General features: G+C 63.6%; 21 protein-coding genes. 9 read left to right on the top strand and 12 right to left on the bottom strand.

The window, feature by feature from the left end:
- Window positions 1–52: 52 nt before the first annotated feature.
- Window positions 53–1216: a pyridoxal phosphate-dependent aminotransferase gene (locus AC2FMD_RS06015; protein ID WP_496794794.1), complete on the bottom strand. Its 1164-nt coding sequence runs from the start codon at window positions 1214–1216 to the stop codon at window positions 53–55.
- On the opposite strand from AC2FMD_RS06015, the gene AC2FMD_RS06010 reads away from it, so the two are divergent.
- Complete coding sequence (locus AC2FMD_RS06010) at window positions 1215–2597, top strand: M48 family metalloprotease (RefSeq protein ID WP_496794793.1); 1383 nt, start codon at window positions 1215–1217, stop codon at window positions 2595–2597. The genes AC2FMD_RS06015 and AC2FMD_RS06010 overlap by 2 nt on opposite strands.
- Window positions 2594–3352, top strand: coding sequence for a DsbA family protein (locus AC2FMD_RS06005; protein ID WP_496794792.1), 759 nt, complete (start codon window positions 2594–2596; stop codon window positions 3350–3352). The genes AC2FMD_RS06010 and AC2FMD_RS06005 overlap by 4 nt, the downstream gene beginning before the upstream one ends.
- Window positions 3353–3427: 75 nt before the next feature.
- Here the strand turns inward: AC2FMD_RS06005 and ispG are convergent, their stop codons facing one another.
- From ispG to hemA, 3 genes are all read right to left on the bottom strand, one after another.
- Window positions 3428–4549 carry a flavodoxin-dependent (E)-4-hydroxy-3-methylbut-2-enyl-diphosphate synthase gene (ispG, locus tag AC2FMD_RS06000; protein WP_496794791.1) on the bottom strand — a complete coding sequence of 374 codons (1122 nt, stop codon included), beginning with the start codon at window positions 4547–4549 and terminating at the stop codon, window positions 3428–3430.
- Window positions 4550–4621: 72 nt separating this feature from the next.
- On the bottom strand, window positions 4622–5833 hold the full coding sequence (locus AC2FMD_RS05995; protein ID WP_496681175.1) for a helix-turn-helix domain-containing protein: 1212 nt from the start codon (window positions 5831–5833) through the stop codon (window positions 4622–4624).
- A 130-nt stretch (window positions 5834–5963) separates the two neighbouring features.
- Window positions 5964–7187 (bottom strand): 5-aminolevulinate synthase, encoded by a 1224-nt coding sequence (gene hemA / locus AC2FMD_RS05990; protein WP_496711477.1) that lies wholly within the window; start codon window positions 7185–7187, stop codon window positions 5964–5966.
- A gap of 325 nt (window positions 7188–7512) precedes the next feature.
- Between hemA and AC2FMD_RS05985 the strand changes: the two genes are divergently transcribed.
- Window positions 7513–8898: a dipeptidase gene (locus AC2FMD_RS05985; protein ID WP_496711468.1), complete on the top strand. Its 1386-nt coding sequence runs from the start codon at window positions 7513–7515 to the stop codon at window positions 8896–8898.
- A 161-nt stretch (window positions 8899–9059) separates the two neighbouring features.
- Here the strand turns inward: AC2FMD_RS05985 and lpdA are convergent, their stop codons facing one another.
- A complete protein-coding gene (gene lpdA / locus AC2FMD_RS05980; RefSeq protein WP_496740765.1) occupies window positions 9060–10454 on the bottom strand; it encodes a dihydrolipoyl dehydrogenase in 1395 nt (464 codons plus the stop codon).
- Between the two features lie 213 nt (window positions 10455–10667).
- Here lpdA and AC2FMD_RS05975 point away from each other — a divergent pair, with 213 nt between their 5' ends.
- The gene (locus AC2FMD_RS05975; protein WP_496740767.1) at window positions 10668–11102 is read left to right on the top strand and encodes a hypothetical protein; all 435 of its coding nucleotides are present in this window, start codon (window positions 10668–10670) and stop codon (window positions 11100–11102) included.
- Here the strand turns inward: AC2FMD_RS05975 and AC2FMD_RS05970 are convergent.
- The 4 genes from AC2FMD_RS05970 to AC2FMD_RS05955 all read right to left on the bottom strand — a co-directional run bounded on the left by AC2FMD_RS05970 (window position 11099) and on the right by AC2FMD_RS05955 (window position 17653).
- The gene (locus AC2FMD_RS05970) at window positions 11099–11677 is read right to left on the bottom strand and encodes a DUF924 family protein (protein WP_496681166.1); all 579 of its coding nucleotides are present in this window, start codon (window positions 11675–11677) and stop codon (window positions 11099–11101) included. The two genes, AC2FMD_RS05975 and AC2FMD_RS05970, sit on opposite strands and share 4 nt — an antisense overlap.
- A 107-nt stretch (window positions 11678–11784) precedes the next feature.
- The gene (locus AC2FMD_RS05965) at window positions 11785–13056 is read right to left on the bottom strand and encodes an MFS transporter (RefSeq protein ID WP_496681165.1); all 1272 of its coding nucleotides are present in this window, start codon (window positions 13054–13056) and stop codon (window positions 11785–11787) included.
- Between the two features lie 121 nt (window positions 13057–13177).
- A complete protein-coding gene (gene queA / locus AC2FMD_RS05960; protein ID WP_496794790.1) occupies window positions 13178–14224 on the bottom strand; it encodes a tRNA preQ1(34) S-adenosylmethionine ribosyltransferase-isomerase QueA in 1047 nt (348 codons plus the stop codon).
- 45 nt (window positions 14225–14269) lie between these two features.
- Window positions 14270–17653 (bottom strand): YhdP family protein, encoded by a 3384-nt coding sequence (locus tag AC2FMD_RS05955; RefSeq protein WP_496794789.1) that lies wholly within the window; start codon window positions 17651–17653, stop codon window positions 14270–14272.
- A gap of 59 nt (window positions 17654–17712) precedes the next feature.
- Here AC2FMD_RS05955 and AC2FMD_RS05950 point away from each other — a divergent pair, with 59 nt between their 5' ends.
- The 5 genes from AC2FMD_RS05950 to aqpZ all read left to right on the top strand — a co-directional run bounded on the left by AC2FMD_RS05950 (window position 17713) and on the right by aqpZ (window position 21947).
- Window positions 17713–18174 carry a peroxiredoxin gene (locus AC2FMD_RS05950; protein ID WP_496681163.1) on the top strand — a complete coding sequence of 154 codons (462 nt, stop codon included), beginning with the start codon at window positions 17713–17715 and terminating at the stop codon, window positions 18172–18174.
- A 76-nt stretch (window positions 18175–18250) separates the two neighbouring features.
- Entirely contained in the window at window positions 18251–19069 is an 819-nt protein-coding gene (locus AC2FMD_RS05945) for a ferritin-like domain-containing protein (RefSeq protein ID WP_496740876.1), read from the top strand.
- Window positions 19070–19257: 188 nt separating this feature from the next.
- Window positions 19258–20583: a DUF5930 domain-containing protein gene (locus AC2FMD_RS05940; protein WP_496681160.1), complete on the top strand. Its 1326-nt coding sequence runs from the start codon at window positions 19258–19260 to the stop codon at window positions 20581–20583.
- Window positions 20573–21076, top strand: coding sequence for a bactofilin family protein (locus AC2FMD_RS05935; protein WP_496681152.1), 504 nt, complete (start codon window positions 20573–20575; stop codon window positions 21074–21076). Before AC2FMD_RS05940 ends, AC2FMD_RS05935 begins: the two co-directional genes overlap by 11 nt.
- 181 nt (window positions 21077–21257) lie before the next feature.
- A complete protein-coding gene (gene aqpZ, locus AC2FMD_RS05930) occupies window positions 21258–21947 on the top strand; it encodes an aquaporin Z (protein WP_496681150.1) in 690 nt (229 codons plus the stop codon).
- Window positions 21948–21955: 8 nt separating this feature from the next.
- Here the strand turns inward: aqpZ and AC2FMD_RS05925 are convergent, their stop codons facing one another.
- The 3 genes from AC2FMD_RS05925 to AC2FMD_RS05915 form a co-directional block, all read right to left on the bottom strand.
- Window positions 21956–22918, bottom strand: a complete 963-nt coding sequence (locus tag AC2FMD_RS05925; protein WP_496740771.1) for a DUF3179 domain-containing protein — start codon at window positions 22916–22918, stop codon at window positions 21956–21958.
- Window positions 22919–23038: 120 nt separating this feature from the next.
- On the bottom strand, window positions 23039–23584 hold the full coding sequence (locus tag AC2FMD_RS05920) for a peptidylprolyl isomerase (protein WP_496740773.1): 546 nt from the start codon (window positions 23582–23584) through the stop codon (window positions 23039–23041).
- On the bottom strand, window positions 23577–24083 hold the full coding sequence (locus AC2FMD_RS05915; RefSeq protein ID WP_496740774.1) for a peptidylprolyl isomerase: 507 nt from the start codon (window positions 24081–24083) through the stop codon (window positions 23577–23579). Before AC2FMD_RS05915 ends, AC2FMD_RS05920 begins: the two co-directional genes overlap by 8 nt.
- Window positions 24084–24110: the final 27 nt, after the last annotated feature.

Here is a 24110-nt window from a genome sequence, read left to right as displayed (position 1 = left end):
CCCGAGATCGTTTGGCAGCAGCCTATCGCAGCACGGCCGGTTTGTGAACGCCTCAGGCCGACTTCTGCGCGGCCCGGCGATCCACCATGAAGCTGCGGAGCCGTTCCAGGCCCTGCTCGATGTCCTCGGTCGACCGGGCGTAGGAAAAGCGCAGGGTCGTATGGCCGCGCACCGGGTCGAAATCCAACCCCGGCGTCACGGCGACGCCGGCCTTCTCCAGGATCTCGGCGGCAAAAGCGCGGCTGTCCTGGGTCAGGTCCGAGACATCGGCATAGACATAGAACGCCCCGTCCGGAGGCGCGATGTTGGTGAACCCGGCCTCGGGCAGGCCCTTCAGCATCAGGTCGCGGTTGCGGCGATAGACGGCTAGGTTGCCCTGCAGTTCGTCCTCGCAATCCATCGCGGCCAGCGCGGCGACCTGGCTGGCATGGGGCGCACAGATGAACATGTTCTGGGCGATGCGTTCGACCACGCGCACCTGATCCTCGGGCACCACCATCCAGCCGACGCGCCAGCCGGTCATCGAGAAATACTTGGAAAACGAGTTGATGACATAACACTCGTCGGTCAATTCCAGAGCAGTGACCGCCTTGGCCTCGTATTCCAGCCCGTGATAAATTTCGTCACTGATGAACGAAGCACCCTGCCCCAGCGCGGCCTCGATCAGCGCGCCCATGGCGGCGTGGTCCAGCATGGTTCCGGTCGGGTTTGCGGGCGAGGCCACCATCAGCCCCTGCAGGTCGAGCCCGGCAAAATCCTGTGGCACGGGTTGCAGGCGGTTTTCCTGCGCAGTCGGCAGATCGACCGGCACCAGCCCCAGCGCCCGCAAGATCTGACGATAGGACGGATAACCCGGCGCGCCGATCCCCACCCGGTCGCCGCTGTCGAACAGCGCGGTGAAGGCCAGCAGGAATCCGCCTGAGGATCCCGGGGTGATCACCACCCGCTCGGGGTTCAGGTCTACGTCGTACCATTCGCCATACATCCGTGCGATGCGTTGCCGCAGCGCCGGCAGACCCAGCGCGACGGTATAGCCCAGCGGGCCGTGCCGCATCGCGCGGGCCAGCGCCTCCAACGCGCCTTGAGGCGCGCCGGTTCCGGGCTGGCCGACTTCCATGTGGATGATGTGGCGCCCGGCCTCTTCAGCGCGGCGCGCGGCCTCCATCACGTCCATCACGATGAAGGGATCAACGCCCGACCGGGTTGAGTTTCGCATGCCCATCTCCCATGTTGCGACCATGGCTTTTGAACGCGGATCCCGGCTGGCGTCAATCCCGGCATTTCTGCTGGCGGTGGCGCTGTGGATCGCGGCCGCCGCGCAAAGCCACGCGCAAAGCCTGATCCGCGACCCAGATATCGAACACGGGCTGCGCGAACTGGCCTTTCCGATCCTGCGCGCGGCGGGGCTGAACACCAACCGCGTGCGCGTTCTGGTGGTCAAGGACGATACGTTCAACGCCTTCGTGATCGACTACAACACGATCTACGTGAACCACGGGCTGATCCTCAGCGTCGACAGCCCCGAGATGCTGCAGTCCGTCATCGCGCACGAGGCCGCCCATATCGCCAACGGGCATCTGGCCCGGCGGGCCGAAAACCTGCGCGCCGCCAAGCGGGCCGCCGGGTTCGGAACCGCGCTGGCCATGATCGCCGCGGCTGCAGGGGGCGGCGAGGCCGCAGCCGGGATCGCCGCCGGAACATCCGCCTCGGCGCTGCGCAGCTTTCTGGGCCACACCCGCGCCGAAGAGGCCTCGGCCGACCGCAGCGCGGCCGGATACCTGCGTTGGGCCGAGATCTCGCCCAGCGGCATGGTCGCCCTGCACCGGAAATTCGCCGGCCAGGAATTGCTGAGCGAGGCCAATCAGGACCCCTACATGCGGTCGCACCCCACCAGCCGCGAGCGTCTGCGCGCCGCCGAGGCCTTTCTGGATGAATTCGGCGACCGCGCCAAACCCGACCCGAACGCCGACTACTGGTTCGCGCGGGTGAAGGGCAAACTGTCGGCCTTCCTGCGCTCGCCCAGCTGGACCCTGCGCCGCGCCAAAGAAGAAAGCGCACGGGACATCCGCCTGATGCGCGAAGCCGCCGCCCATCACCAGAACCGCAATCTGGGTGCGGCCCTGTCGTCCATCGACGGGGCCTTGGCGATCCGGCCCGAGGATCCGTACTATTACGAGTTGAAAGGTCAGATCCTGCTGGAAAACCGCCGGTTTGCGCAAGCGGTCAACGCCTATGCCAAGGCCATGGAACTGGCGCCGCGCGATGCTCTGATCATGGCCGGGTACGGGCGCGGGTTGCTGGCCGAAGGGCGTACGAAGGAAGCCCTGCAAGTGCTTGAAAAGGCACGCGCCCGCGACTATCGAAACCTGCGGCTGATGCAGGATCTGGGGGTGGCCTATGCCAAGCTGGGACAGCCCGGCATGGCCGCGACCGTCACCGCCGAACGCTATGCCCTGCAAGGCCGCCTGGCCGATGCGGGCATCCACGCAAGACGCGCCGTCGGGCAATTGCCCGAAGGCTCACCGGGTTGGCAACGGGCACAGGATGTGCTGATTGCCGCAGAACGAGCTGAGAAATCGAAAAGGAAACGGAAATGATCCTCAGACACGCAGCACCTGCCCTTCTGGGGCTTACCCTGATATCCGGCCCCGCGCAGGCGCTGGACCTGAGCGCGATGAGTCCCGACGAAAAGGCCGAGTTCGGCGCGGCCGTGCGCGAATATCTGCTGGAAAACCCCGAGGTCATCATCGAAGCGGTCAACATTCTGGAGCAGCGCAACGCCGCAGCCGAAGCCGCAGCCGACAAGGACCTGGTCGCAGCCAATGCCGAGGCGCTGTTCAATGACGGCTACAGCTGGGTGGGTGGCAATCCAGACGGCGACATCACTCTGGTCGAGTTCATGGACTATCGCTGCGGCTATTGCCGCCAAGCGGTGCCCGAGGTCGACGCCCTGCTGGCACAGGATGGAAACATCCGCTTTATCATCAAAGAGTTCCCGATCCTTGGCGAGGCTTCGGTGTTGTCGTCACGTTTTGCTATCGCGACCAAGCAAGTCGCAGGCGACGACGCCTACAAGCAGGTGCATGACGCGCTGATGGAATTCGGCGGAGACGTGACCGAAGTAGCCCTGCGCCGCATCTCCGACGGGCTGGGCCTGGACAGCGATGCGATCTTGGCTGCAATGGATAGCGACGCGGTGACAGATGAAATCGCCCAGACCCGCGAACTGGCGCAACGGCTCAAGATTTCTGGCACGCCCAGCTTCGTGCTGGGTACGGAAATGTTGCGCGGTTATCTGAAGGCCGATCAGATGCAGCAGATCGCCGACGCCGTGCGCGCCGAACAGGGATAGTCGGCCAAGAGGTCGAGACCAGATACGACACGACAGAGAAAAGCCGCAGCCAGGTGCTGCGGCTTTTTTCTGTTTCTATTCAGCCGCCTCGGCCGCGGCGTCCAGCTCGGCCGCCTTCTTTTCCACCTGCTCGACGATGTGGTCGATCATCTGTTCGTTCGACATCTTGTGGCTGGCCTTGCCCGCCAGATAGACCATGCCCGAACCCGCGCCCCCGCCGGTAAAGCCGACATCGGTCATCAGCGCCTCGCCGGGGCCGTTCACGACGCAGCCGATGATCGACAGGCTCATGGGCGTCTTGATGTGTTCCAGCCTCTTTTCCAGCGTCTCGACCGTCTTGATCACGTCGAACCCCTGCCGCGCGCAGGACGGGCATGAGATGATGTTCACGCCCCGATGGCGCAGGCCAAGAGATTTTAGGATCTCGAAACCGACCTTCACCTCTTCGACCGGATCGGCGGACAGGCTGACGCGGATCGTGTCGCCGATCCCCATCCACAGCAGGTTGCCCAGCCCGATGGCCGATTTGATCGTGCCGCTGACCAGCCCCCCGGCCTCGGTGATGCCCAGATGGATCGGGGCGTCGGTGGCCTCGGCGATGCCCTGATAGGCAGCAGCCGACAGGAAAACGTCGCTGGCCTTCACGCTGATCTTGAATTCGTGGAAATCATTGTCGTGCAGGATGCGGATATGTTCGAGCCCGCTTTCCACCATCGCCTCGGGGCACGGCTCGCCATATTTCTCCAGCAGGTGCTTTTCCAGACTGCCCGCGTTCACGCCGATACGGATCGAGCAATTGTGGTCGCGCGCGGCCTTGATGACCTCTTTCACCCGCTTTTCATCACCGATATTGCCCGGGTTGATGCGCAGGCACGCGGCGCCGGCCTCGGCGGCCTCGATGCCGCGCCGATAGTGGAAATGGATATCCGCCACGATCGGCACCGGGCTTTCGCGCACGATCTCCTTTAACGCCTTCGACGACGCCTCGTCCGGGACCGATACGCGCACGATATCCGCTCCAGCCTCGGCCGCCGCCTGTACCTGCGCCACGGTCGCGGCGACATCGGTCGTCAGCGTGTTGGTCATGGTTTGCACGGCGATCGGCGCGTCGCCGCCCACCGGAACGTTGCCGACCATGATCTGGCGGGATTTGCGGCGATAGATGTCGCGCCAGGGGCGCACGTGGTTCAGAGACATGAAAACGGATCCGCGTCAGTCTGAGGTCTGGCCTTTAGATAGTCCGGGGGCAAGCCCGCCGCAATGGCAAGATCACTCTGCCGGGGCTTCGGTCGCTTGGGTCTGAAGCTCGGCCACCAGACGCCGCAGCGCACTGTTGGCCTCGGACGTGAGATCGGCAACGGCGTAGTTTTCGGCAACCGCGTCCTTGGACAGGATCACGCCCTTGGACACGGTTCCGGGCTTACCGACCGGGCCGTAATGCTGGCCGTTCATCGAGAAATACACGCTGCCCGATGCCCCTGCGCGCAGTTGCGGGGGCTCTTCTGTCAGCGGCACCTCGAAGACGTTGCCGTTTTCGACCGTGCCAAGCGTTCCCTCGAAGATCACGCTGCCATCGGCTGCGGTGACCCGCATCCAGGCAGGTTCTACCGCAACGATCTTGAGCGCAGTGTCCACCTGTTCGACCACTTGCGGCAGCGGTGTGCGCTCGACCGTGTGCACTTCGGCCATAGCCACCTCGGGCAGTTCCGGCGGGCGGAAGGTGCCTACGGTGCGCGGATCGAGCGTCGAGATCGGCGCATCGCGCGCCACCAGCACCGGCACGTCCAGCGCCTGCGGCCGATACAGACGATCCAACGCCTCTGCACTGGGGGCCTGCAAGCCGTCGATATCATCGTCGGTGTCGGACCGGATCGCCGCCAGCGGATCGAGATCGGCCAACACCACCGGCGCTTGTTCGACCGGGGCGACCTGCACCTGCTGGATCTTGTTGAGAACCGACCAGCCGCCATAGCCGATGCCGCCGATCAGTGCCAGCAGGACCAGCGAAGAGCCGATTGCCCGGGGTTCAATCTGGCTGAAGACGGATTCACGGCCCGGAAGATAAGGCGTGTTCGGCGAAATGAACGGGTCGCGCCCCATTGGTCCACGCGCCGGCAAGTCGCCGCCGCCTTTCTTGACCACCGAGGCTTGGGCCGACATGCCATGCGCCACCGAAAACCCGCTTTCCTTGCAGAAGGTTTCAAAGGTTTCATCCGGGTCCATGCCCAGATACCGGGCGTAGGAACGCACATACCCGGCGATAAAGCCGGGTGTGTCGAACGCATCAGGGTCGGCGTTTTCGATGGCGGCGATGTAGTTGGCCTTGATCCGCAGTTCACGTTGGACATCCAGCAGAGACTTGCCCTTGGTGGCACGCTCGCCGCGCATGACATCGCCCAGGCGAACCTCATAGTCGTCAAACCCTTTTGGCCTGACCTCCACGTCTTGCTCGGAATTGCGCTGAGTCCTGCGCCCAATCATCCCTGCTGCCCCAAACTGCCTACCGCGTGTTACACGCAAACGGCGAATCATCCCCACAACGAATCATCCGTTTTCTTTTGTTAGCGAGAGCTTAACACGCGCCAAACATGTTGCACATGTCAGTCAGAGGCTACCCGGCAAGTTCGGCGCGATTTAGCGCACAATGTGACCAAAGTTCGTCCATTGCCTGGACCAAGCAGTTCATCTCGTCCGGTCCATGGACGGGCGACGGGGTAAAGCGCAGGCGCTCGGTCCCGCGGGGCACGGTCGGGAAATTGATCGGCTGGACATAGATGCCATAGCTTTCCAGCAGCATGTCGCTGAGCTTTTTGGTATGTACCGGGTCGCCTACGATCACCGGCACGATGTGGCTGCCGTGGTCGATCAGCGGCAAGCCCAGCCCCTTCAGCCGCAGCTTCAGGATCTTGGCCTGGGTCTGATGCTGCTCGCGCAGTTCCGGCGCACGCTTGAGGAAGGCGACCGAGGCTGCGGCGCCCGCAGCGACCGCCGGAGGCAGCGAGGTGGTAAAGATAAAACCCGGCGCATAAGAGCGAACGGCATCGCACATTTTCGCGCTGGCCGCGATGTAGCCGCCCATCACGCCATAGGCCTTGGCCAGGGTGCCGTTGATAATGTCGATCCGATGCGCCAGCCGGTCACGCTCGGTCACGCCGCCGCCGCGCGGGCCGTACATGCCCACGGCATGCACTTCGTCGATATAGGTTAGCGCGCCGAACTCGTCGGCCAAGTCGCAAATTTCCTCGATCGGACCGAAATCGCCGTCCATGGAATAGACCGATTCAAAAGCGATCAGCTTGGGCGCGGCCGGGTCGTCGGCTAGGAGCAGTTCGCGCAGATGGGCCACGTCATTGTGGCGGAAGATCCGCTTGGCGCCCCCGTTGCGGCGCACGCCCTCGATCATCGAAGCATGGTTCAGTTCGTCGGAATAGATGATCAGGCCCGGAAACAACTTGGGCAGCGTGCTAAGAGTGGCGTCGTTGGCGATGTAGGCGCTGGTGAACAGCAGCGCCGCCTCTTTGCCGTGCAAATCGGCCAGTTCCGCCTCGAGCCGTTTGTGATAGACGGTCGTGCCCGAGATGTTGCGTGTCCCGCCCGATCCGGCACCGGTTGCGTCGATTGCCTCGTGCATCGCCTGCAACACGACAGGGTGCTGCCCCATGCCCAGATAATCGTTGCCGCACCAGACCGTGATGTCCTGCTGCGAACCGTCGGGGCGCGTGCGTACCGCATGCGGGAACTGTCCGTTGCGACGTTCGATGTCGATAAAGGTCCGGTAACGTCCTTCTTCATGCAGCTTGGCAATCGCCGTATCGAGCTGAGCTGTATAGTCCAAAGGACCCTCCTTCATGACCCTTTCGCGCGGCCAGGCGTTTCTCCGTGCCATAGTACCCGATTTTCAGGCAACGTCCGCTATTTGTTTCCTGCACTTGCCTAGCCCGTCGGGACCCGTCGCAACATTGATTTGCATCAATTATCCTCTCGGGCCAGCCGCGACAAGTAAACTCGACACCACCAAGCGCGAGGAAACGACGCAGGCCGGGCGCCTCACATGCCCGCATGTTTCCGATATTGTCCGCGGTTTCCCTGCGGCTTGGACTGGACGGCGCCGCTGACACTGATAGGTTCGGCCCAAATTCAAAACCATTCAGGAGCCCCCGATGTCGCTTGACGCCGTACTGAGCAAGATCGACGCTGATCTCTCCACCTCGATCGACCGGTTGATGGAATTTCTTCGGATCCCGTCCATCTCGACCGATCCAGCCTACAAGGAAAGCGTTGACAAGGCTGCCGACTGGCTGGTCGCCGATTTGCAGAGCATGGGCATTCAGTCAGAAAAGCGCGCAACGCCGGGGCACCCGATGGTCGTCGGCCATGTGGGCGATGATGCTGACGCGCCGCACCTTCTGTTCTACGGGCACTATGACGTTCAGCCGGTTGACCCGCTGAACCTGTGGAAGCGCGACCCGTTCGACCCGGCTCTGGAAGAGACCGAGCACGGCCAGGTGATCCGCGGGCGCGGCGCTTCGGACGACAAGGGCCAGCTGATGACTTTCGTCGAGGCCTGCCGTGCGTGGAAGGCCGTGCATGGCAAACTGCCCTGCCGGATCACCTTCTTCTTCGAAGGTGAAGAAGAGTCTGGGTCGCCTTCGCTGGTCCCGTTCCTCGAGACCAACAAGGACGAGTTGAAGGCCGATCTGGCGCTGGTCTGCGACACGTCGATGGTGTCGCGCGGCGTGCCCTCGATCGCCTCGCAACTGCGCGGCATGCTCAAGGATGAATTCACGATCATCGGCCCGCGCATCGACCTGCATTCGGGCCACTACGGCGGCCCGGGCCTGAATCCGCTGCGCGAGATTTCCCGGATCGTCGCCTCGTTCTACGACGAGGAAACCGGCCGCGTTGCGGTCGAAGGCTTCTACGAAGGCGTGCACGAGGTTCCCGCCGACCAGCTGCGCCAATGGGAGAATTGCGGCTTTGACGAGGCCGAGTACCTCAATTCGGTCGGCTACACGCAGCCGCACGGCGAAAAGGGCTACTCGACGCTTGAACAGCAATGGGCACGGCCGACGCTGGAAATCAACGGGCTATGGGGCGGCTACAACGGGGCGGGGTCGAAAACCGTGATCCCCAGCGAAGCCCATTGCAAGATCACCTGCCGATTGGTCGGCGACATGGACCCCGACAAACTGCGGGACAAGATCCGCAAACACGTCGAAGACCGCCTGTCGCCCGACGCCAAGGTCGTTTGGGACAATGACCTCGAAGGCTCCCCCGCCTCGGTGATGAATCTGGACCGGCCGGAGTTCGAGGCCGCCCGCAGCGCCCTTTCAGATGAATGGAACCGCGAGGCCGTTTTCACCGGCATGGGCGGCTCGATCCCGGTCGTGGGATATTTCAATTCCGTTCTGGGGCTGGATTCGATGCTGGTCGGATTTGCGAACGACGACGACGCCATCCATTCACCCAACGAAAAGTATGACGTGAACAGCTTTCACAAGGGCATCCGCTCGTGGGCCCGTATCCTGGACGCCCTGACCCGCTGAGCAGAAGCAGTTTGCGAGGCTCTGCCTCGCACTCCGGGATATTTGACGCCAGATGAAGAATACGACCGCACTTCATCTGGCCCAAAATATCCCGGGGGAGCCGCGCGCAGCGCGGTAGGGGCAGAGCCCCATTCCGCGTTCCGCCATGATCCGATTTGCAGCTAGAAGTGGATGGCGCGTCCGTAAGCGTCCAGAACGGCCTCGTGCATCATTTCCGACAGCGTCGGGTGCGGGAAGACGGTGTTCATCAGGTCTTCCTCGGTGGTTTCCAACTGGCGCCCTACGACATATCCTTGGATGAGCTCGGTCACCTCGGCACCGACCATGTGCGCCCCTAACAGCTCACCCGTCTTGGCATCGAAAACGGTCTTGATCATGCCCTCGGGTTCTCCCAGCGCGATGGCCTTGCCATTACCGATAAAGGGGAAACGGCCGACCTTGACCTCAAAGCCCAACTCTTTGGCCTTGGCTTCGGTGTAGCCGACCGATGCCACCTGGGGGTGGCAGTAGGTGCACCCAGCGATGCTCTCGGGTTTGACGGGATGGGCATGTTTTCCGGCGATCAGTTCCGCGACCATGACACCCTCGTGGCTTGCCTTGTGCGCCAGCCAAGGCGCCCCTGCGATGTCGCCGATCGCATAGAGGCCATCGACGCCGGTACGGCAGAATTCATCGGTCACGACATGGGTTCTGTCGATCTTCACCCCCAACGCCTCGAGCCCCAGGTTCTCGACGTTGCCGACGATCCCAACGGCAGAGATGACCGTGTCGAATTCGTGTTTTTCCGTCTTTCCGCTGGTTTCGATATGGGCGGTCACCTTGCCCTTGCCGCGGTCAAGCTGCTTGACCATGGATTTCTCCATGATCTTCATGCCCTGCTTGATGAATGCCTTTTTGGCAAAGGCGCTGATCTCGGCATCCTCGACCGGCAGAACGCGGTCCATGACCTCGACCACCGTCGTGTCCGCACCCAGCGTATTGAAGAAACTGGCGAATTCGATCCCGATCGCGCCCGAGCCGATGACCAGCAGCTTCTTGGGCATCCGAGGGGGCTGCAGCGCGTGCTTGTAGGTCCAGACCAGGTCGCCGTCGGCCTCGAGCCCAGGCAACTCACGCGCCCGGGCCCCGGTGGCGAGGATGATGTTGCTGGCGGCCAACTCCTCGGTTCCCTTGTCGGTCTTCACCGAAACCTTGCCGCGTGCGGGGATCGTCGCCTCTCCCATCACCACGGTAACCTTGTTCTTTTTCAGAAGGTGCCCGACGCCACCGGCCAACTGCTTGGCCACGCCGCGCGACCGCTTGACCACAGCATCGATATCATATCCGATCTTCTCGGCGCTCAGCCCGAAATCCTTGGCGCGTTCCATCAGGTGGAATACCTCGGCAGACCGCAGCAGCGCCTTGGTCGGGATGCAGCCCCAGTTCAAACAGATGCCGCCCAGGTGCTCGCGCTCGACGATTGCGGCCTTCAGGCCCAGCTGGGCCGCGCGAATAGCAGCGACATAGCCGCCGGGGCCGGCCCCGATTACGATCAGATCAAAGGATTTTGCAGCCATGTGTACCTCTCGGCGCGGGTCTGATGAAAACTAGTTTAGTGCTAAACTATTTCTGCGGGCGCTTCAACATCGCTGCCTGCGATATTGGTGACGTAAGGTCACAAAAGCAGAAACCCAGCCCGTCAAGACTATTGCAGCGCTGGGCGGAAGGCTAGAAAAGATACCAAATCCATTGGCAACACGTGTTTGACCGAGACATAGGAGGCCCAGGCCATGGCCCGAACACTCAAGGATCTGCTGCTTGCCCTGCTGAACGCGACTCTGATCCTGCTGGCCCTGTGCCTGTTTCTCGGCTGGAAACTGGCGCAGAGCGTCGAGAACATTCAGGACCGGTTCCAGCAGAATCTGCAGATCGTGCGCCCATTTCAGGAGCAGGCCCGCAACATCAGAGCGGATTTGAGCGCGTTGCGGGACGAGTTGAAGGCCGTTCGCGCCGGCGGCAGTACCGATGTGGGAACTGGACAGAAGCTAGCGCAAACGCTGGACCGGCTCGACCAGAGCCTGGCAGCCCTGAACCGGGCACAAGATACCCTGACACAGCTCGCCGAAACCCCGGAACTGTTGATCGACCGAGCCATCATCACGGCCATCGACACCACCAGCCAACGCCTGATGACGCTGCGCGGCTGCGGGGCGCAGGAAAGCTAGGCGATCGCCTGCAACTCGCGCACGGTGGCACCGTAACCGCCGTTGCTGACATAGGCGGCCTCGGGCGCAGTCGTTTCCCGCGACAGCGCCGCGTTGCGATAGGGGAACCGCCCGAATTTTCTGATCACCTCGCGATGCGCGCGGGCATGCAGCAGGTTGTCTCTGCCATGCTTGGGCATGCGCTCGCACATCAGTCGTACACAGCGTTCCTGGTCGCACAGGTTCTCGGAATGCATCAGCGGCATGTAGAAGAACTGCCGCGCCGGTTCGTCGATCTTCAGGTCCCAGCCCTTGTCGATGGCGCATTTGGCCGCCGCCAGCGCAGCCCTGTCGGAAGCGAAGGCCCGAGCGCTGCCCCGGAACATGTTGCGCGGAAATTGATCCATCAGAATGATGTAGGCCAAGGCCCCGCTGGGATAGGTCAGCCACAGCGAGAATTTCCCTTGGCACGCCGCTTCCCACGTCGTCAGGAACCTCTCCCGGATCCGGGTATCCAGTGCCTCATCCTCGCGGTACCAGCCCTTGGGGCCGACTTCATCCAACCAAAAACTCAATACTTCTTCAGGACCGACCATCCCAATGACTCCGTGTGTTCTCCCCCAAGAGACGTAGGGTCATTTAAGGGTCTTTTACAAAAATGTTACAGTAACATATTGCAACACTTGCGACACATATCCGGCGCTCAGGCCGGAGTTTCAGCCTCTTCGTCGTCCTGCGCGGCCTCAATGGCGATTTCCTGCGCAACTTCCAGCGCGACCGGCGAGGCGGTGGGGTAAAGCGGCGCAAGCGCGGCGGTCTCGTCCACCGGCACATGGGCACGCTGGGTCATCCGGTACAACGCATAGGCAGCCATGGCGAACAGCAACGCTGCGATTAACAGGAAATACCCGGACGGCCCGAACACCGCATCGCCCATCAGCCAACCGGTGATGAGCGGGCCAGCGATCGCCCCCAAACCGTTGATGAAGATCAACCCGCCCGAGGCAGCGGCCATGTCCTCGTATTCCAGATAGTCATTGGTATAGGCGATCAGCAGCGAATAAAGCGGGTTCGACATGCCTCCGATCACGAAGGCGGCGGCCAGCAGAACCGCGAAGGTCATACCAAACAGCATGCCCACCAGCGCCGCGGCCCCCCCTGCGACCGAAACCAGCAGGATCAGCACCCGCCGGTCCATCCGGTCCGAGAACCATCCCAGCGGATACTGCAACAGCAACGCACCGATGTAGAAGGTTGCCACGAAGGTCGAAATCTCGACCAGGGTCAACCCGGCGCGGGCGCCATAGACCGCGGCCATGCCGAACTGGGCCGAAAAGACGCCGCCCAGCAGGAACATGCCAACGCAGCCCAGCGGCGAGGTTTCCATCAACTGTCTCAGCGTCATCGGCTTGGTCGTGTCAAAGGCCGGTGTCGGCGAGATCGACAGCAGGATCGGCGCGAACGAGACCGAGACCAGGATCGAGGCGATTACGAAGGTCTCGTACCCCGCCGGATCGCCCACCAGCATCAGCGCCTGCGCACTGACGATGCCGATCATCTGGACGATCATGTACAGCGACAGCGCCTGCCCCCGGTTTTCATTGCTGGCGGCATTGTTCAACCAGCTTTCGGCCGTCACATACACGCCGGAAAAACAAAAGCCGATCACCACGCGGCCCAGCGACCAGGCGATCGGGTCGGTCAGCATCGGATACATGATCATCACTGCCGAGATGAACGACGCCAGCGCCGCGAAGACCCGCACATGCCCGACTCGCCGGATCATCTCGGGGGCCAGGCGCGAGCCGCCCAGGAATCCTACGAAATAGGCCGACATGACAAAGGACATCTCCAGCGTCGAGAAGCCCTCGATCTCGCCCCGCACGCCCAGCAGTGTACCCTGCAGGCCGTTGCCGATCATCAGCAGACCCATTCCAAGAAGAAGCGCCCATGCGCTGGCAAGTACCTGAAGCATGACTGCCTCCATTTCTGCTGAACAATTCTTTGCGTCAAACTCGTTGCGTTAAACGACCTGAATACGCCCCGGTCGCGCTTGTCTACGACATTTCCCGGATTCGGTCCGGTGATCGCGCCCTTTAAGGGATCAAAAGCGACGCGTCACCATAAGAAAAGAAGCGGTACCGGCTGGCAATAGCGTGATCGTAGATCCGCAGCATCCGGTCCTTACCCATCAATGCCGAGACCAGCATCAGCAGGGTGGATTTGGGCAGGTGGAAATTGGTCATCAGCGCATCGGTCACATGGAATTTGAAACCGGGATAGATGAAGATGTCGGTCTCGCCTTCCCACGGTTCGATCCGTCCGCCGCGCGCGGCGCTTTCGATCAGACGCAGCGCCGTGGTGCCCACGGGAATGACGCGGCCGCTGGTGGCCTTGGTGGCGGCGATCTCGGCCGCGGCCTGCGCGCTGACCCGCCCCCATTCGGCATGCATCTTGTGGGTGGTCACGTCCTCGACCTTGACTGGCAGGAAGGTGCCCGCGCCCACATGCAGGGTGACATAGGTGAAATCCACCCCACGCGCGGCCAGCGCCTGCAGCAGAGACTCGTCGAAATGCAGCGAGGCGGTGGGGGCCGCGACGGCACCGGAATGGCGCGCCCAGACCGTCTGATAGTCCGTCTTGTCCCGCTCGTCCGCCGGTCGCTTTGCGGCGATGTAGGGCGGCAGCGGCATCGCACCGGCTTGCTCAAGCGCGCGGTCGAAATCCTCGCCCGTCAGGTTGAACCGCAGATGGGCCTGCCCGTCCACGACGCGTTCCAGAATCGCAGACAGTTCGCCCGAGAACACGATCTCTTCGCCGACGCGCACCTTTTTCAGAGGCTTGAGCAGTGCCGCCCAACTGCCGTCGGCCTGCGGGTCCAGCAAGGTCGCCTCGACCGCGGCCGACACCGACCCCTGCGCGCTGTCGCGGTGGCGCCGCCCCGACAGGCGCGCGGGAATGACCCGAGTGTCGTTCAGCACCAGCCGGTCGCCCGGTCGCAGCCAGTCGGGCAGGTCGGACACGCGCGCATCGGTCAGGTCATCGCCCTGCGCCACCAACAGACGCGCCGACGAGCGCGGGCTGGCGGGCCGGGTGGCGATCAGGTCTTCGGGCAGGTCGAAATCGAAATCACTCAGCTTCATGCGCGCGGCATACAACGCCCGAATGGATTTGACCACAGATCCCGGTCAACGATCTTCTCCCCGTGCCCCCAAAGACGGGCTGGGGCCATCGCGTTGGGGCGTTGCGTTGGGGCCGTCCGAAACCGTCGGCGCCGGGTCGCGCATAAGGTTGCGTAGAAACAATGGCGCCAATCCCGACAGCGGATTGACCGAGACCTGCGGCGCCGAGACCGGCCCGACCAGCTTGTAGTTGAAGGCGAAAACACCTTCGCCCTTCTGGGTCAGTACGCTGCCGATGGCGTTGACCAGGTAGATCGGAGAAATCGCGCCCTGAAGGTTCAGGAATTTGCGGTTCAGATCGACCGTGCCGTCGAACGACAGCCCCAGCGACGGACCGACCGCGCTGCCGCTGAGGATCTTGACCTGCGTCGGCGTGATTCGCATTACGCTCTCGATCGACGAGAACTGGATCCCCTGCCCGGACATCTCGTCCAGCAACCCGACCACACTGATCGCGTTCAACAGTGCCGCCATGGCCGGGGCGTCGGTGATGCGGGTGTTTCGGATATTCAGGTTCAGGTCGTAATTTCCGGGCTCGGCCACCGGGTCCAGCTGGACCTGTAGCGTGCCACCCTGCGCCTGCGTCAGCAACCCGGCCGACCGCAAAACGGCCCCGGCATCCACCGATTGCAGCCGGACTGCGCTGCGGCCATCGCCGCTGGGGAAGACCTGCCCCTGAACGGCGGCACCACCGTTCACCCGGGCGCTGAACCCGCCCTGCAGGCCGCCCGTCGTCTGGAAATTCCCGGTCAGGCCGGTCAGGGCCACCGTATCGGTGACCTGCAGCCGGTCCAGCGTCACGTCCAGTTTCGGACCTGCGCCACCGCCCCCGCCACCGCTGGCGAAGGTCGCCTTGGCAAGGTTCAGAACCCCACCCAGAACCCGGATATCCGGGACCGCCGCACCCCGCCCAATCAGCTCGGCCGGAACCGCCAGCCAGTCGCCCAGTTCGAACGTGCTGAATCGGATCCGGTCCAGCGCGCCATCGCTGATCGAGATCGCTCCCACGGCCCGCAGCCCGGCGGCTTCGATTAACAACGTGTCGATGCTCAGCGGCTCGGAGACGGTGGCTTCGACCGTCAGCGCGCCCGTGCCGGACGGAGGCTTGCGCCAGCCCAATTCAGGGATCGCCAGCGTCACCCCCGCAAGATCCGAACTGGCGCGCAGACGCGTCGGCTGACCGCCCCCGATCCCCAGTTCGATCTGCGCCACGCCCTGCCCCGCCAGCATCTGCGGCGGCAATCCCGCCTTCAACTCGTCCATCAAACGCGGCGACAGCTCGATCTGCCCGGTCAGCGTGCTGCGTTGCGGTTCGGTGCCGCCGATGGGCTGTCGCCAGCGGACCTGCATCGGAACCGCGCCGAAAGACCCGTCGCCGGCGATGGAGACCTCGTCCTGGGTGCCGCTCAGGGCCAGTTTCGCCGCGCTTACGCGGAAACCGGGCACAAGACGATCGGTCTGCAGGTTCAGGATGTCCCCGGCAAAATGGAACCGGGTTTCTTCCAGCTTGAGCCCCTTGATCAGCGGCAGGGCCAATGTGCCGCTCAACCGCACCTGCCCGTCGGCCAGATCGACCGGCAGTTTGGCCTTGGTCAGCACGGACAATGGCGGCCGGTCCAGCAGCGACAGCGCCGCGGTCACGCTGCCTCTGGCCTGAATGCGAACAATGCCCGGCGTCGATTTCTTGATCCCGGTGTCCGGGATGATGAATGAGGTGCCCGCGGCATCGACGACTCCGCCCTGATCGGCCTTCACGAATCCCTGATGGGCGGTGACGGTAAAGCGCCGCTCGATCAGGCTGGCCTCACCGCGTGCGTTCTGCAACGGCGGCAGGGTCTTGGCAAATCGCACGGTCGCCTCGTCGAATTCGAAATCCGCGTAGATCAGCGGTTTGGTCCCGGGGCGCAGGCGAAGAGCGAAATCCACGTTCGACATCTGCCCGCCGAGCACGTTTTCCGTGACCCATTTGCGCGGCTTAGGCGCCAGTCGCGGCGGCCAGTACTGCAAAACGCGCCCCTGCGAGATCTGATTGATCCGAGCGTCGAGATCCACGCTCCAGCCGTCGGGCAGGCCCTGCACCGCGCCCGACGCTTGCAGCCGCACGTTATCGTCCTCGACAACCGCCTGCCCCAGTTGCAGGCGGAACGGATTCAGACTGACCTGGAAATCCAGCTGGGCCCGGTTCAGGTGCAGGTCGTCCACGAACAGATCAGCCGGGTTCAGCCCGATTCCCGTCAGGCGGACTTGAACTGCCATGCTCTGCAGCGCACCCGTCTCCACACCCTCGAGATAGGCCTCACCTTCACCTTGGACCGTTCCCCAGGCAGAGGCGATGGATACTTCGTTGAAATCCAGAACCTGCCGGTAGGGGTCATAGGTGAAATAGGTGCGGGCCGTGTCAAACGGCACCGGACGGGTTTCGGGATTGGGCTGCACGGCGCCCGGGCCGAGGTTGAGCGTGGCAAAAACCGGCCCCAACGCCCCCTGCTCGTCGATGCTGCCGCGCAGGGCGCCCGAGATCGGCGCGTCCAGCACCTGCAGCCACGCGAGGGCCGGCGCCTGCGCGGCCACGTCCACGGCGGGCAGGTCCGTGATCGAGATGCCGAACTGTGCCTGAGGCGAGCCGAATGAGCTGGTATAGTTGGCCTCGACCATACTCACATAGTCTCGCCCCGCCAGAACCGAAAACCCTGTGGCCAGCCGCAAGGCCCGATCGTCGCGGGTGACTAGGATGTGCCCGCCATCCAGAACCCAGGACCGGCCAAGCCGCTGATCGCTGTAGTCCAGCGTGATCGCCTCCATCTCGACCGACGCCAGTGCGGACAGGGCCGGAGATTGGAAAACGGCATCAGCCTGCTCGATCAGTTCGGCCAGATTTGGCGCCTGCCTCACGGGGGCGCTGCCGGACCCCACGATCAGGGTCAGCATCCCGTCTGGCCCGCGGACCAGCGTGATCTGGGCACCGTTCAGTACGATCCGCTTGGGCCGGACATGTCCGCGCAGCAACGGGCGCATCGACAGGCTGGCCCGCAAGTCCGACACATGTGCGATCTGCCGCCCTTCGGCATCGCTGATCGACACGTCGCTCAGCCGCAGACTCGGACGCCAGCCTTCGTGGATGATGAAACTGGCATCGCCGAACCGGATCTTCACCCCGTCCAGCGCCTGGTCTAGCCGCGCCTCGACCCGGTCGCGCAGCCAGTTCGGCGCATGCACCCGTTGCCCCAGGACCATCAACCCCGAGAACACGGCCAGAAACACTAGCAGGAAAACCCCGCGCAAGGCCCACAGAACGGCCGTACGGCGGCGGGATCGGCGGCGCGGCGCCCGGCCTGGTTTGTCCGATTTTTCGTCCTGCCGCTCAGCCAATTCGCCTACCAAGCCTTCCAACCCGCTGACGCCGCTCTATTATCCGCGGCAGTTCATGACAACCACAACCGGAGACCTCCATGCCCGACCTCTCAGACATCGCCCCCGATTTCACCCTGCCCCGTGACGGCGGGGGTTCGGTCACCCTGTCGGCCCTGCGCGGCCGCCCCGTCGTTCTGTTCTTCTATCCCCGCGATGATACGCCGGGCTGCACGAAGGAATCCATCGGATTTTCCGAAGCTCTGCCCGCCTTCGCCGAGGCGGGCGCGCAGGTCTTCGGCATCTCGCGCGACAGCGTCGCCAAACATGACAAGTTCGTCGCCAAGCACGGTCTGACCACGCCGCTTCTGTCCGACGAAGACGGAACCGTCTGCGAGGCCTTCGGCGTCTGGGTCGAAAAGAACATGTACGGGAAGAAATCGATGGGGATCGAGCGTTCGACCTTTCTGATCGACACCGACGGCAAGATCGCCCGCGTCTGGCGCAAGGTGAAGGTCCCCGGTCACGTCGATGAGGTGCTGGAGGCCGTGCGCGCGCTTTGACGCCGCGCGCCATCCGGTCTAAGAGGCGGCAGTTTCATTCGACCCGAGGATCACCGTGGCCAAGACCCTGACCCAGATGGCAACCGACGTGCTGACCACCGCGGACGGGCGGGCCAAGACCGCCCTGTCGCGGCGATATGCGGCCGACTGGGTCGCGTCCCGCAAGGGCGAGGCCCCGGCGATCGAGATCGGCACCGCCGAACCGCCGCTGCATCCCGCGCGCCCCGCCCGCCCCGAGCTGCTATCACCGCGCGACGTGCCGCGCCGCCGCCCCGGGTCCGAGGCCGGGCGCATCGCGCTGCTACACGCCGTAGCCCATATCGAGCTGAACGCGGTGGACCTGCATTGGGACATCATCGCCCGGTTCGGACATGTGCCGATGCCGATCGGCTTCTACGACGACTGGGTCAAATGCGCCGAGGAGGAATCGCGCCATTTCGAAATGGTCTGCGACTGCCTGGAGGCGATGGGCAGCCATTACGGCGCGCTTCCCGCCCATGCCGGCATGTGGCGCGCGGCCGAGGACACCGCCGGGGACCTGATGGGCCGGCTGGCGGTAGTGCCGATGGTGCTCGAGGCGCGCGGCTTGGACGTGACACCGGGCATGATCGAGATTTTCCGCAAGGCAAAGGCCGATCAGGCCGTAGCTGCGCTGGAAGTGATCTATGCCGAAGAGGTCGGCCACGTCGCCTATGGGTCGAAATGGTTCCACTTTCTGTGCGGTCGGGAAAATGCCGACCCCAAGGACGTGTTTCACGATCTGGTCCGCCGGTATTTCCACGGCGCCCTGAAACCGCCCTTCAACGAGGAGAAGCGGGCCGAGGCCGGATTGCCGCCCGATTTCTACTGGCCCCTGGCCGAAGATCTGCCCCCGCCCGGAACGGCCCGGAAATAGACCGGGCAGCGCGCGCTTCGGCAAATTCTCGCCGATCCCTAGCCCGAAATTGCGCGATTTTTGCACCAATCGGTTAACAAACTTGCCCAATCGCTGCCCGGCCATTAATCAGTCGCCCCAAGGGTCGGCAAGCCGTCACGGCAACCACTCATGACCGACCCGGACAATGGGGATGAGGAGTAAGACGCGTGCGAACACGTCTGGCGATCAAACTGCACTCACTGCTCGAACGGCACTTTCCCGAACGCAGGGTCTTTCTGAAATCCGACAAGGACACGCGCTTTGTCCGGCTTAGCTCGGAAACCCAGGTACTGGCGGTTCTGGGCGTGGCGGTCATGGTCGGCTGGACGTCGGTGGCAACTGCGCTGTTGCTGATGGACAGCATCGGGTCGGGCAATTTCCGGGAACAGGCCAAACGCGATCAGGCGGTCTATCAGGAACGTCTGAACATTCTGTCCGCCGAACGGGACGCCCGTGCCCAAGAGGCGCTGGCCGCACATGAACGCTTCAATTCCGCGCTCGAGCGGATCTCGGCGATGCAGTCTGAACTGCTGGAATCCGAGAACCGCCGGCACGAGTTGGAAACAGGGATCGAGGTGATTCAGGCCACTCTGCGCGCCACCATGAAACAGCGCGAGGAGGCGCGCGCCGAACTGGCCGCGCTGAAACAGAAGGCCGACGACCCGGCCGTGGCCATGTTTGCATCGGCCGCCCCCGTTCAACTGGGATTCCTGTCCGAGGCCCTGGCCCGCACGGCCCAGCAGCGCGACCAGATCGCGTCCGATGCCCAGAGTGCGCTGGACCAGCGCGACGAGCTGGAACTTGAAATCCAGTTGATGCAGGAACGCAATGACGAGATCTTCCGCCAGTTGGAAGAGGCGATGCTGATCTCGGTCGAGCCGCTGGACAAGATGTTCCGACAGGCCGGCATGCCGACCGACCGCATCCTCGACGAGGTGCGGCGTGGCTACAGCGGCATCGGCGGGCCGTTGACCCCGATCTCGTTCAGCACCCGCGGCGAAGAACTGTCGCCGGATGAAATCCGCGCCAACCGCCTGCTGGAACAGATGGACCAGTTGAACCTGTATCGCATCGCCGCTGAAAAGGCGCCCTTTGCCACGCCGATCCGTTCGTCCTTCCGGTTCACCAGCGGATACGGCTATCGCCGCGACCCAAAGACCGGTGGCCGCCGGATGCACAAGGGCACCGATTTCGCCGCCCCCAAGGGCACAAACATCTATGCGACCGCCGACGGCGTCGTGACCCATGCTGGATGGCAATCGGGATTCGGCAAGCTGGTCAAGATCAAGCACGCCTTCGGGATCGAAACCTATTACGCCCATAATTCGAACATCCGCGTGAAGGTCGGCCAAAGGGTCTCGCGCGGGGATCACATTGCTGATATGGGTAACACCGGACGGTCGACCGGAACGCATCTGCACTACGAAGTGCATGTGAACGGAAAACCCGTAAACCCCATGACCTACATCAAGGCTGCGAACAATGTTTTCTAAGAGCAAGATCAACGAGCCCGCACCCAAGGCATCCGAAACGGCGAAGCCCGCCGCTCCGGCCGCTCAGGCGACCCCTGCCCCGACCGAGCAGAAAGCGGCCGCAACCCCACCGAAACCCAAGCCGCCGGCATCGGTTCTGTCGTCAGATCTGCACATCACCGGCAACATCAAGACCTCTGGCGACATCCAGGTCGAAGGCACCGTCGAAGGCGACATCCGTGCGCATCTGCTGACCATCGGCGAGACCGCGACGATCAAGGGCGAGGTGACTGCCGATGACGTGGTCATCAACGGCCGGATCGTAGGCCGTGTGCGCGGGCTGAAGGTGCGCCTGACCTCGACCGCGCGTGTCGAGGGCGACATTATCCACAAGACCATCGCAATCGAAAGCGGCGCGCATTTCGAGGGCTCGGTCCAGCGTCAGGACGACCCGCTGAACCCGGGCCGCAGCAGCAAGACCGGCGCCAACCCGGCCGCCGAAGTCAGCCAGTAAATCCGAAGATCCCAACGGTTCCGACCCAAACGCCGTGGCCCTGCCGCGGCGTTTTTTCGTGCGCGATGCCCCCGGCGTGGGTGGCCGTGAAACAACATCGTCCGCGCAGGTGGAAACGACCATTTAGAGTTTTTTTCGGTTTCCGCTACACTCGCCCCCGTTGAATTTGGGAGATTTCACGATGCGAGCTAAATTGATGGCCGAGTTCTTCGGCACGTTCTGGCTGGTTCTTGGCGGGTGCGGCAGTGCGGTTCTGGCCGCGGGCGTGGCCGATGTCGGCATCGGCTGGCTGGGCGTTTCCTTCGCCTTCGGCCTTACGGTGCTGACGATGGCCTTTGCGGTAGGCCATATCTCGGGCGGGCATTTCAACCCGGCCGTCAGCCTGGGCCTGATGATCGGCGGACGCTTTCCAGCCAAGGATCTATTGCCCTATTGGGCCGCCCAGGTGATCGGCGCCATACTGGCGGCTGCGGTTCTGTACCTGATCGTCAGCGGCGCCCCCGAGTTTTCCGGTGTCGGCAGTTTTGCCTCGAACGGTTATGGCGAAGCCTCGCCTGAGGGCTATTCGATGATGTCCGCCCTGGTGATCGAGATCGTCCTGACCGCCTTTTTCCTGATCATAATCCTGGGCGCCACGTCCGAAAAGGCGCCGGCCGGCTTCGCCCCCATCGCCATCGGGTTGGGGTTGACCCTGATCCACCTGATCTCGATCCCGGTCACCAATACGTCGGTGAACCCGGCGCGATCGACCGGCGTTGCGCTCTTCGCCGACGGGCCTGCGCTGGCCCAGCTGTGGCTGTTCTGGGTCGCCCCGCTGATCGGCGGCGCGGTGGGCGCGCTGATCTGGAACGCGATGGTGTCCGAGGACTGACGCCCGGCCTAGCGACCCGTCATCCAGATTCCGTCGGGCCAGAAGGCGTGGAAAGCAAAGGCGAACATCACGTCATGCACCACGTCCTGCCCGGCGGCATCAGTGACGCGGATCGAGCCGACGTCACGCCCCTTGGCGATGCGCCCGGCGTCCAGCGCCGAGGCCTGGCCGCTGCGCCACGAGATCGTCACGCCAGCCTCGGTCACCTGGCCTTGGCGGCGCAGGCGGGTCAGAGGCCAGGCCCGGTCGCCCACCCGCACCACACGTTCCAGAGGGTGAAGGCCATGTGGTGGCAGCGCTCCGTCATACAGGAACGGTTGGCGCGACGTGTCATAGCCGCGATAGGGGTTGCGGCCATAGTCGCGATTGTAGTCCGGTTCGGCCATCACCAGCCCATCGGGGTTGCGTTCGCGAAACTGCGCCCAGCTTTCCATCCACGCCGGAAGCGCCCGCAGCCGGGCTCCGGTCAGCCGCCCGACAATGGCCTCGCCCGTGGCCTGCTGCCACCAGCTTTCGGTTTCACGATCGTACATGACCATGTCCGAATGGCGCAGCTTGCCCGTGACGCCAAAACTGAGCACGCCTTGCTCCGTCCGCCGGTCGAACACCAGCGCCGAGTTGCACAGGGGGCAATAGGTGATCGCGACGGGCCGGTTGCCGATCCGGTCATTCACGATCTCGTGCCAGATCAGATAGCGGATCGGATAGGCCCTTGGCCGCGCGCCGGGTAGCTCGACGGAGATGACCGGCTCGGCAGCGGCCAGTCCGGTATTCACGGACACCTCGACGAAACCGGGATCGCTGAGCGCCGGGATGCCATCCTTGGGCGGCCCGCCCGAGCGGATCTGGCTCCAGTCCTGCACCGAGGTCATCGCGAAATCGGTCCGAGGCCATTCACCGCGCCACAGATCGGGGTTTGCGGACGCAGCCGCCGCGCAGACCAGCAAAAGAGCGGATAGAAGGGATCGCATGAGGCACCTCTGGCTGTCTGCCATGGTGCGCGATGCGCGGACGGCGGGCCAAGCCCCCCGCACGGGGACGTGAACACCCGTGCGTCAAACCCGGCGCGGAATCCGCGCCGGGTGTCGAGGTCATTCGGTAACGGTGACCTTGGTCATCACGTCGGGCTGGCCGATCACGGCGCCGTTCGGGCCGGTGCCGCGTTTGATGGCGTCCACCACGTCCATCCCACCGGTCACCTCGCCGACAACCGTGTACTGGCCGTTCAGCGACGGCGCCGGTGCGAACATGATGAAGAACTGCGAGTTGGCGCTGTTCGGGTCGCGCGCCCTCGCCATGCCGACGATGCCGCGCTCGTAGGGAACATCTGAGAATTCGGCCCGCAGGTCAGGACGATCGGACCCACCGGTGCCCGCACGGCGCATATCGCTGCCCAGCTTGCCGTATTCAACATCGCCGGTCTGCGCCATGAAACCGTCGATCACGCGGTGGAACACCACCCCGTCATACTTGCCCTCGGCGGCCAGAGCGGTGATCTGCTCGACATGCTTGGGCGCGACATCTTCGAACAGGTCGATGGTGATCGTGCCGTTGGCCTCGCCCTCGACTTCGATCTGCAGGCCCGTGGCCAGCGCCGGGCTGGCCAGCAAGGCAAAAACGGCGGCTAGCTTATTCATCGGCGGCCACCTTGACGCTGATCATGCGGTCGGGGTTCGCGGGCGGCTCGCCGCGGGTGATGGCGTCGACATGCTCCATCCCCTCGATCACGCGGCCATAGACGGTGTATTGGCCGTTCAGAAAGTGGTTGTCCTTGAAGTTTATGAAGAACTGCGAGTTGGCCGAGTTCGGGTTTGCCGACCGGGCCGCGCCCAGCGTACCCCGGTCATGCGGCAGTTTCGAGAATTCCGCCGGAAGGTTCGGCAGTGACGACCCGCCGGTGCCCGCCATGCGGAGGTTGAAGCCGTCTTCCATGTCACCGTGCTGCACATCACCGGTCTGCGCCATGAAGCCGTCGATCACCCGGTGAAAGGCCACGTTGTCGTACTCGCCCGCGCGCGCCAGCTCTTTCATGCGCTCGCAATGCTGGGGTGCCACGTCGGGCAGCAGCTCGATGACGACCTTGCCATCCTTCAGCTCGATGATGATGGTGTTTTCGGGATCCTTGATCTCGGCCATGGGGCTCTCTCCTGTGGAAATGATTTG

The organism is Ruegeria sp. BHSC276 (genome assembly GCF_059612945.1).
This window is presented reverse-complemented; position numbering and strand designations above follow the sequence as displayed.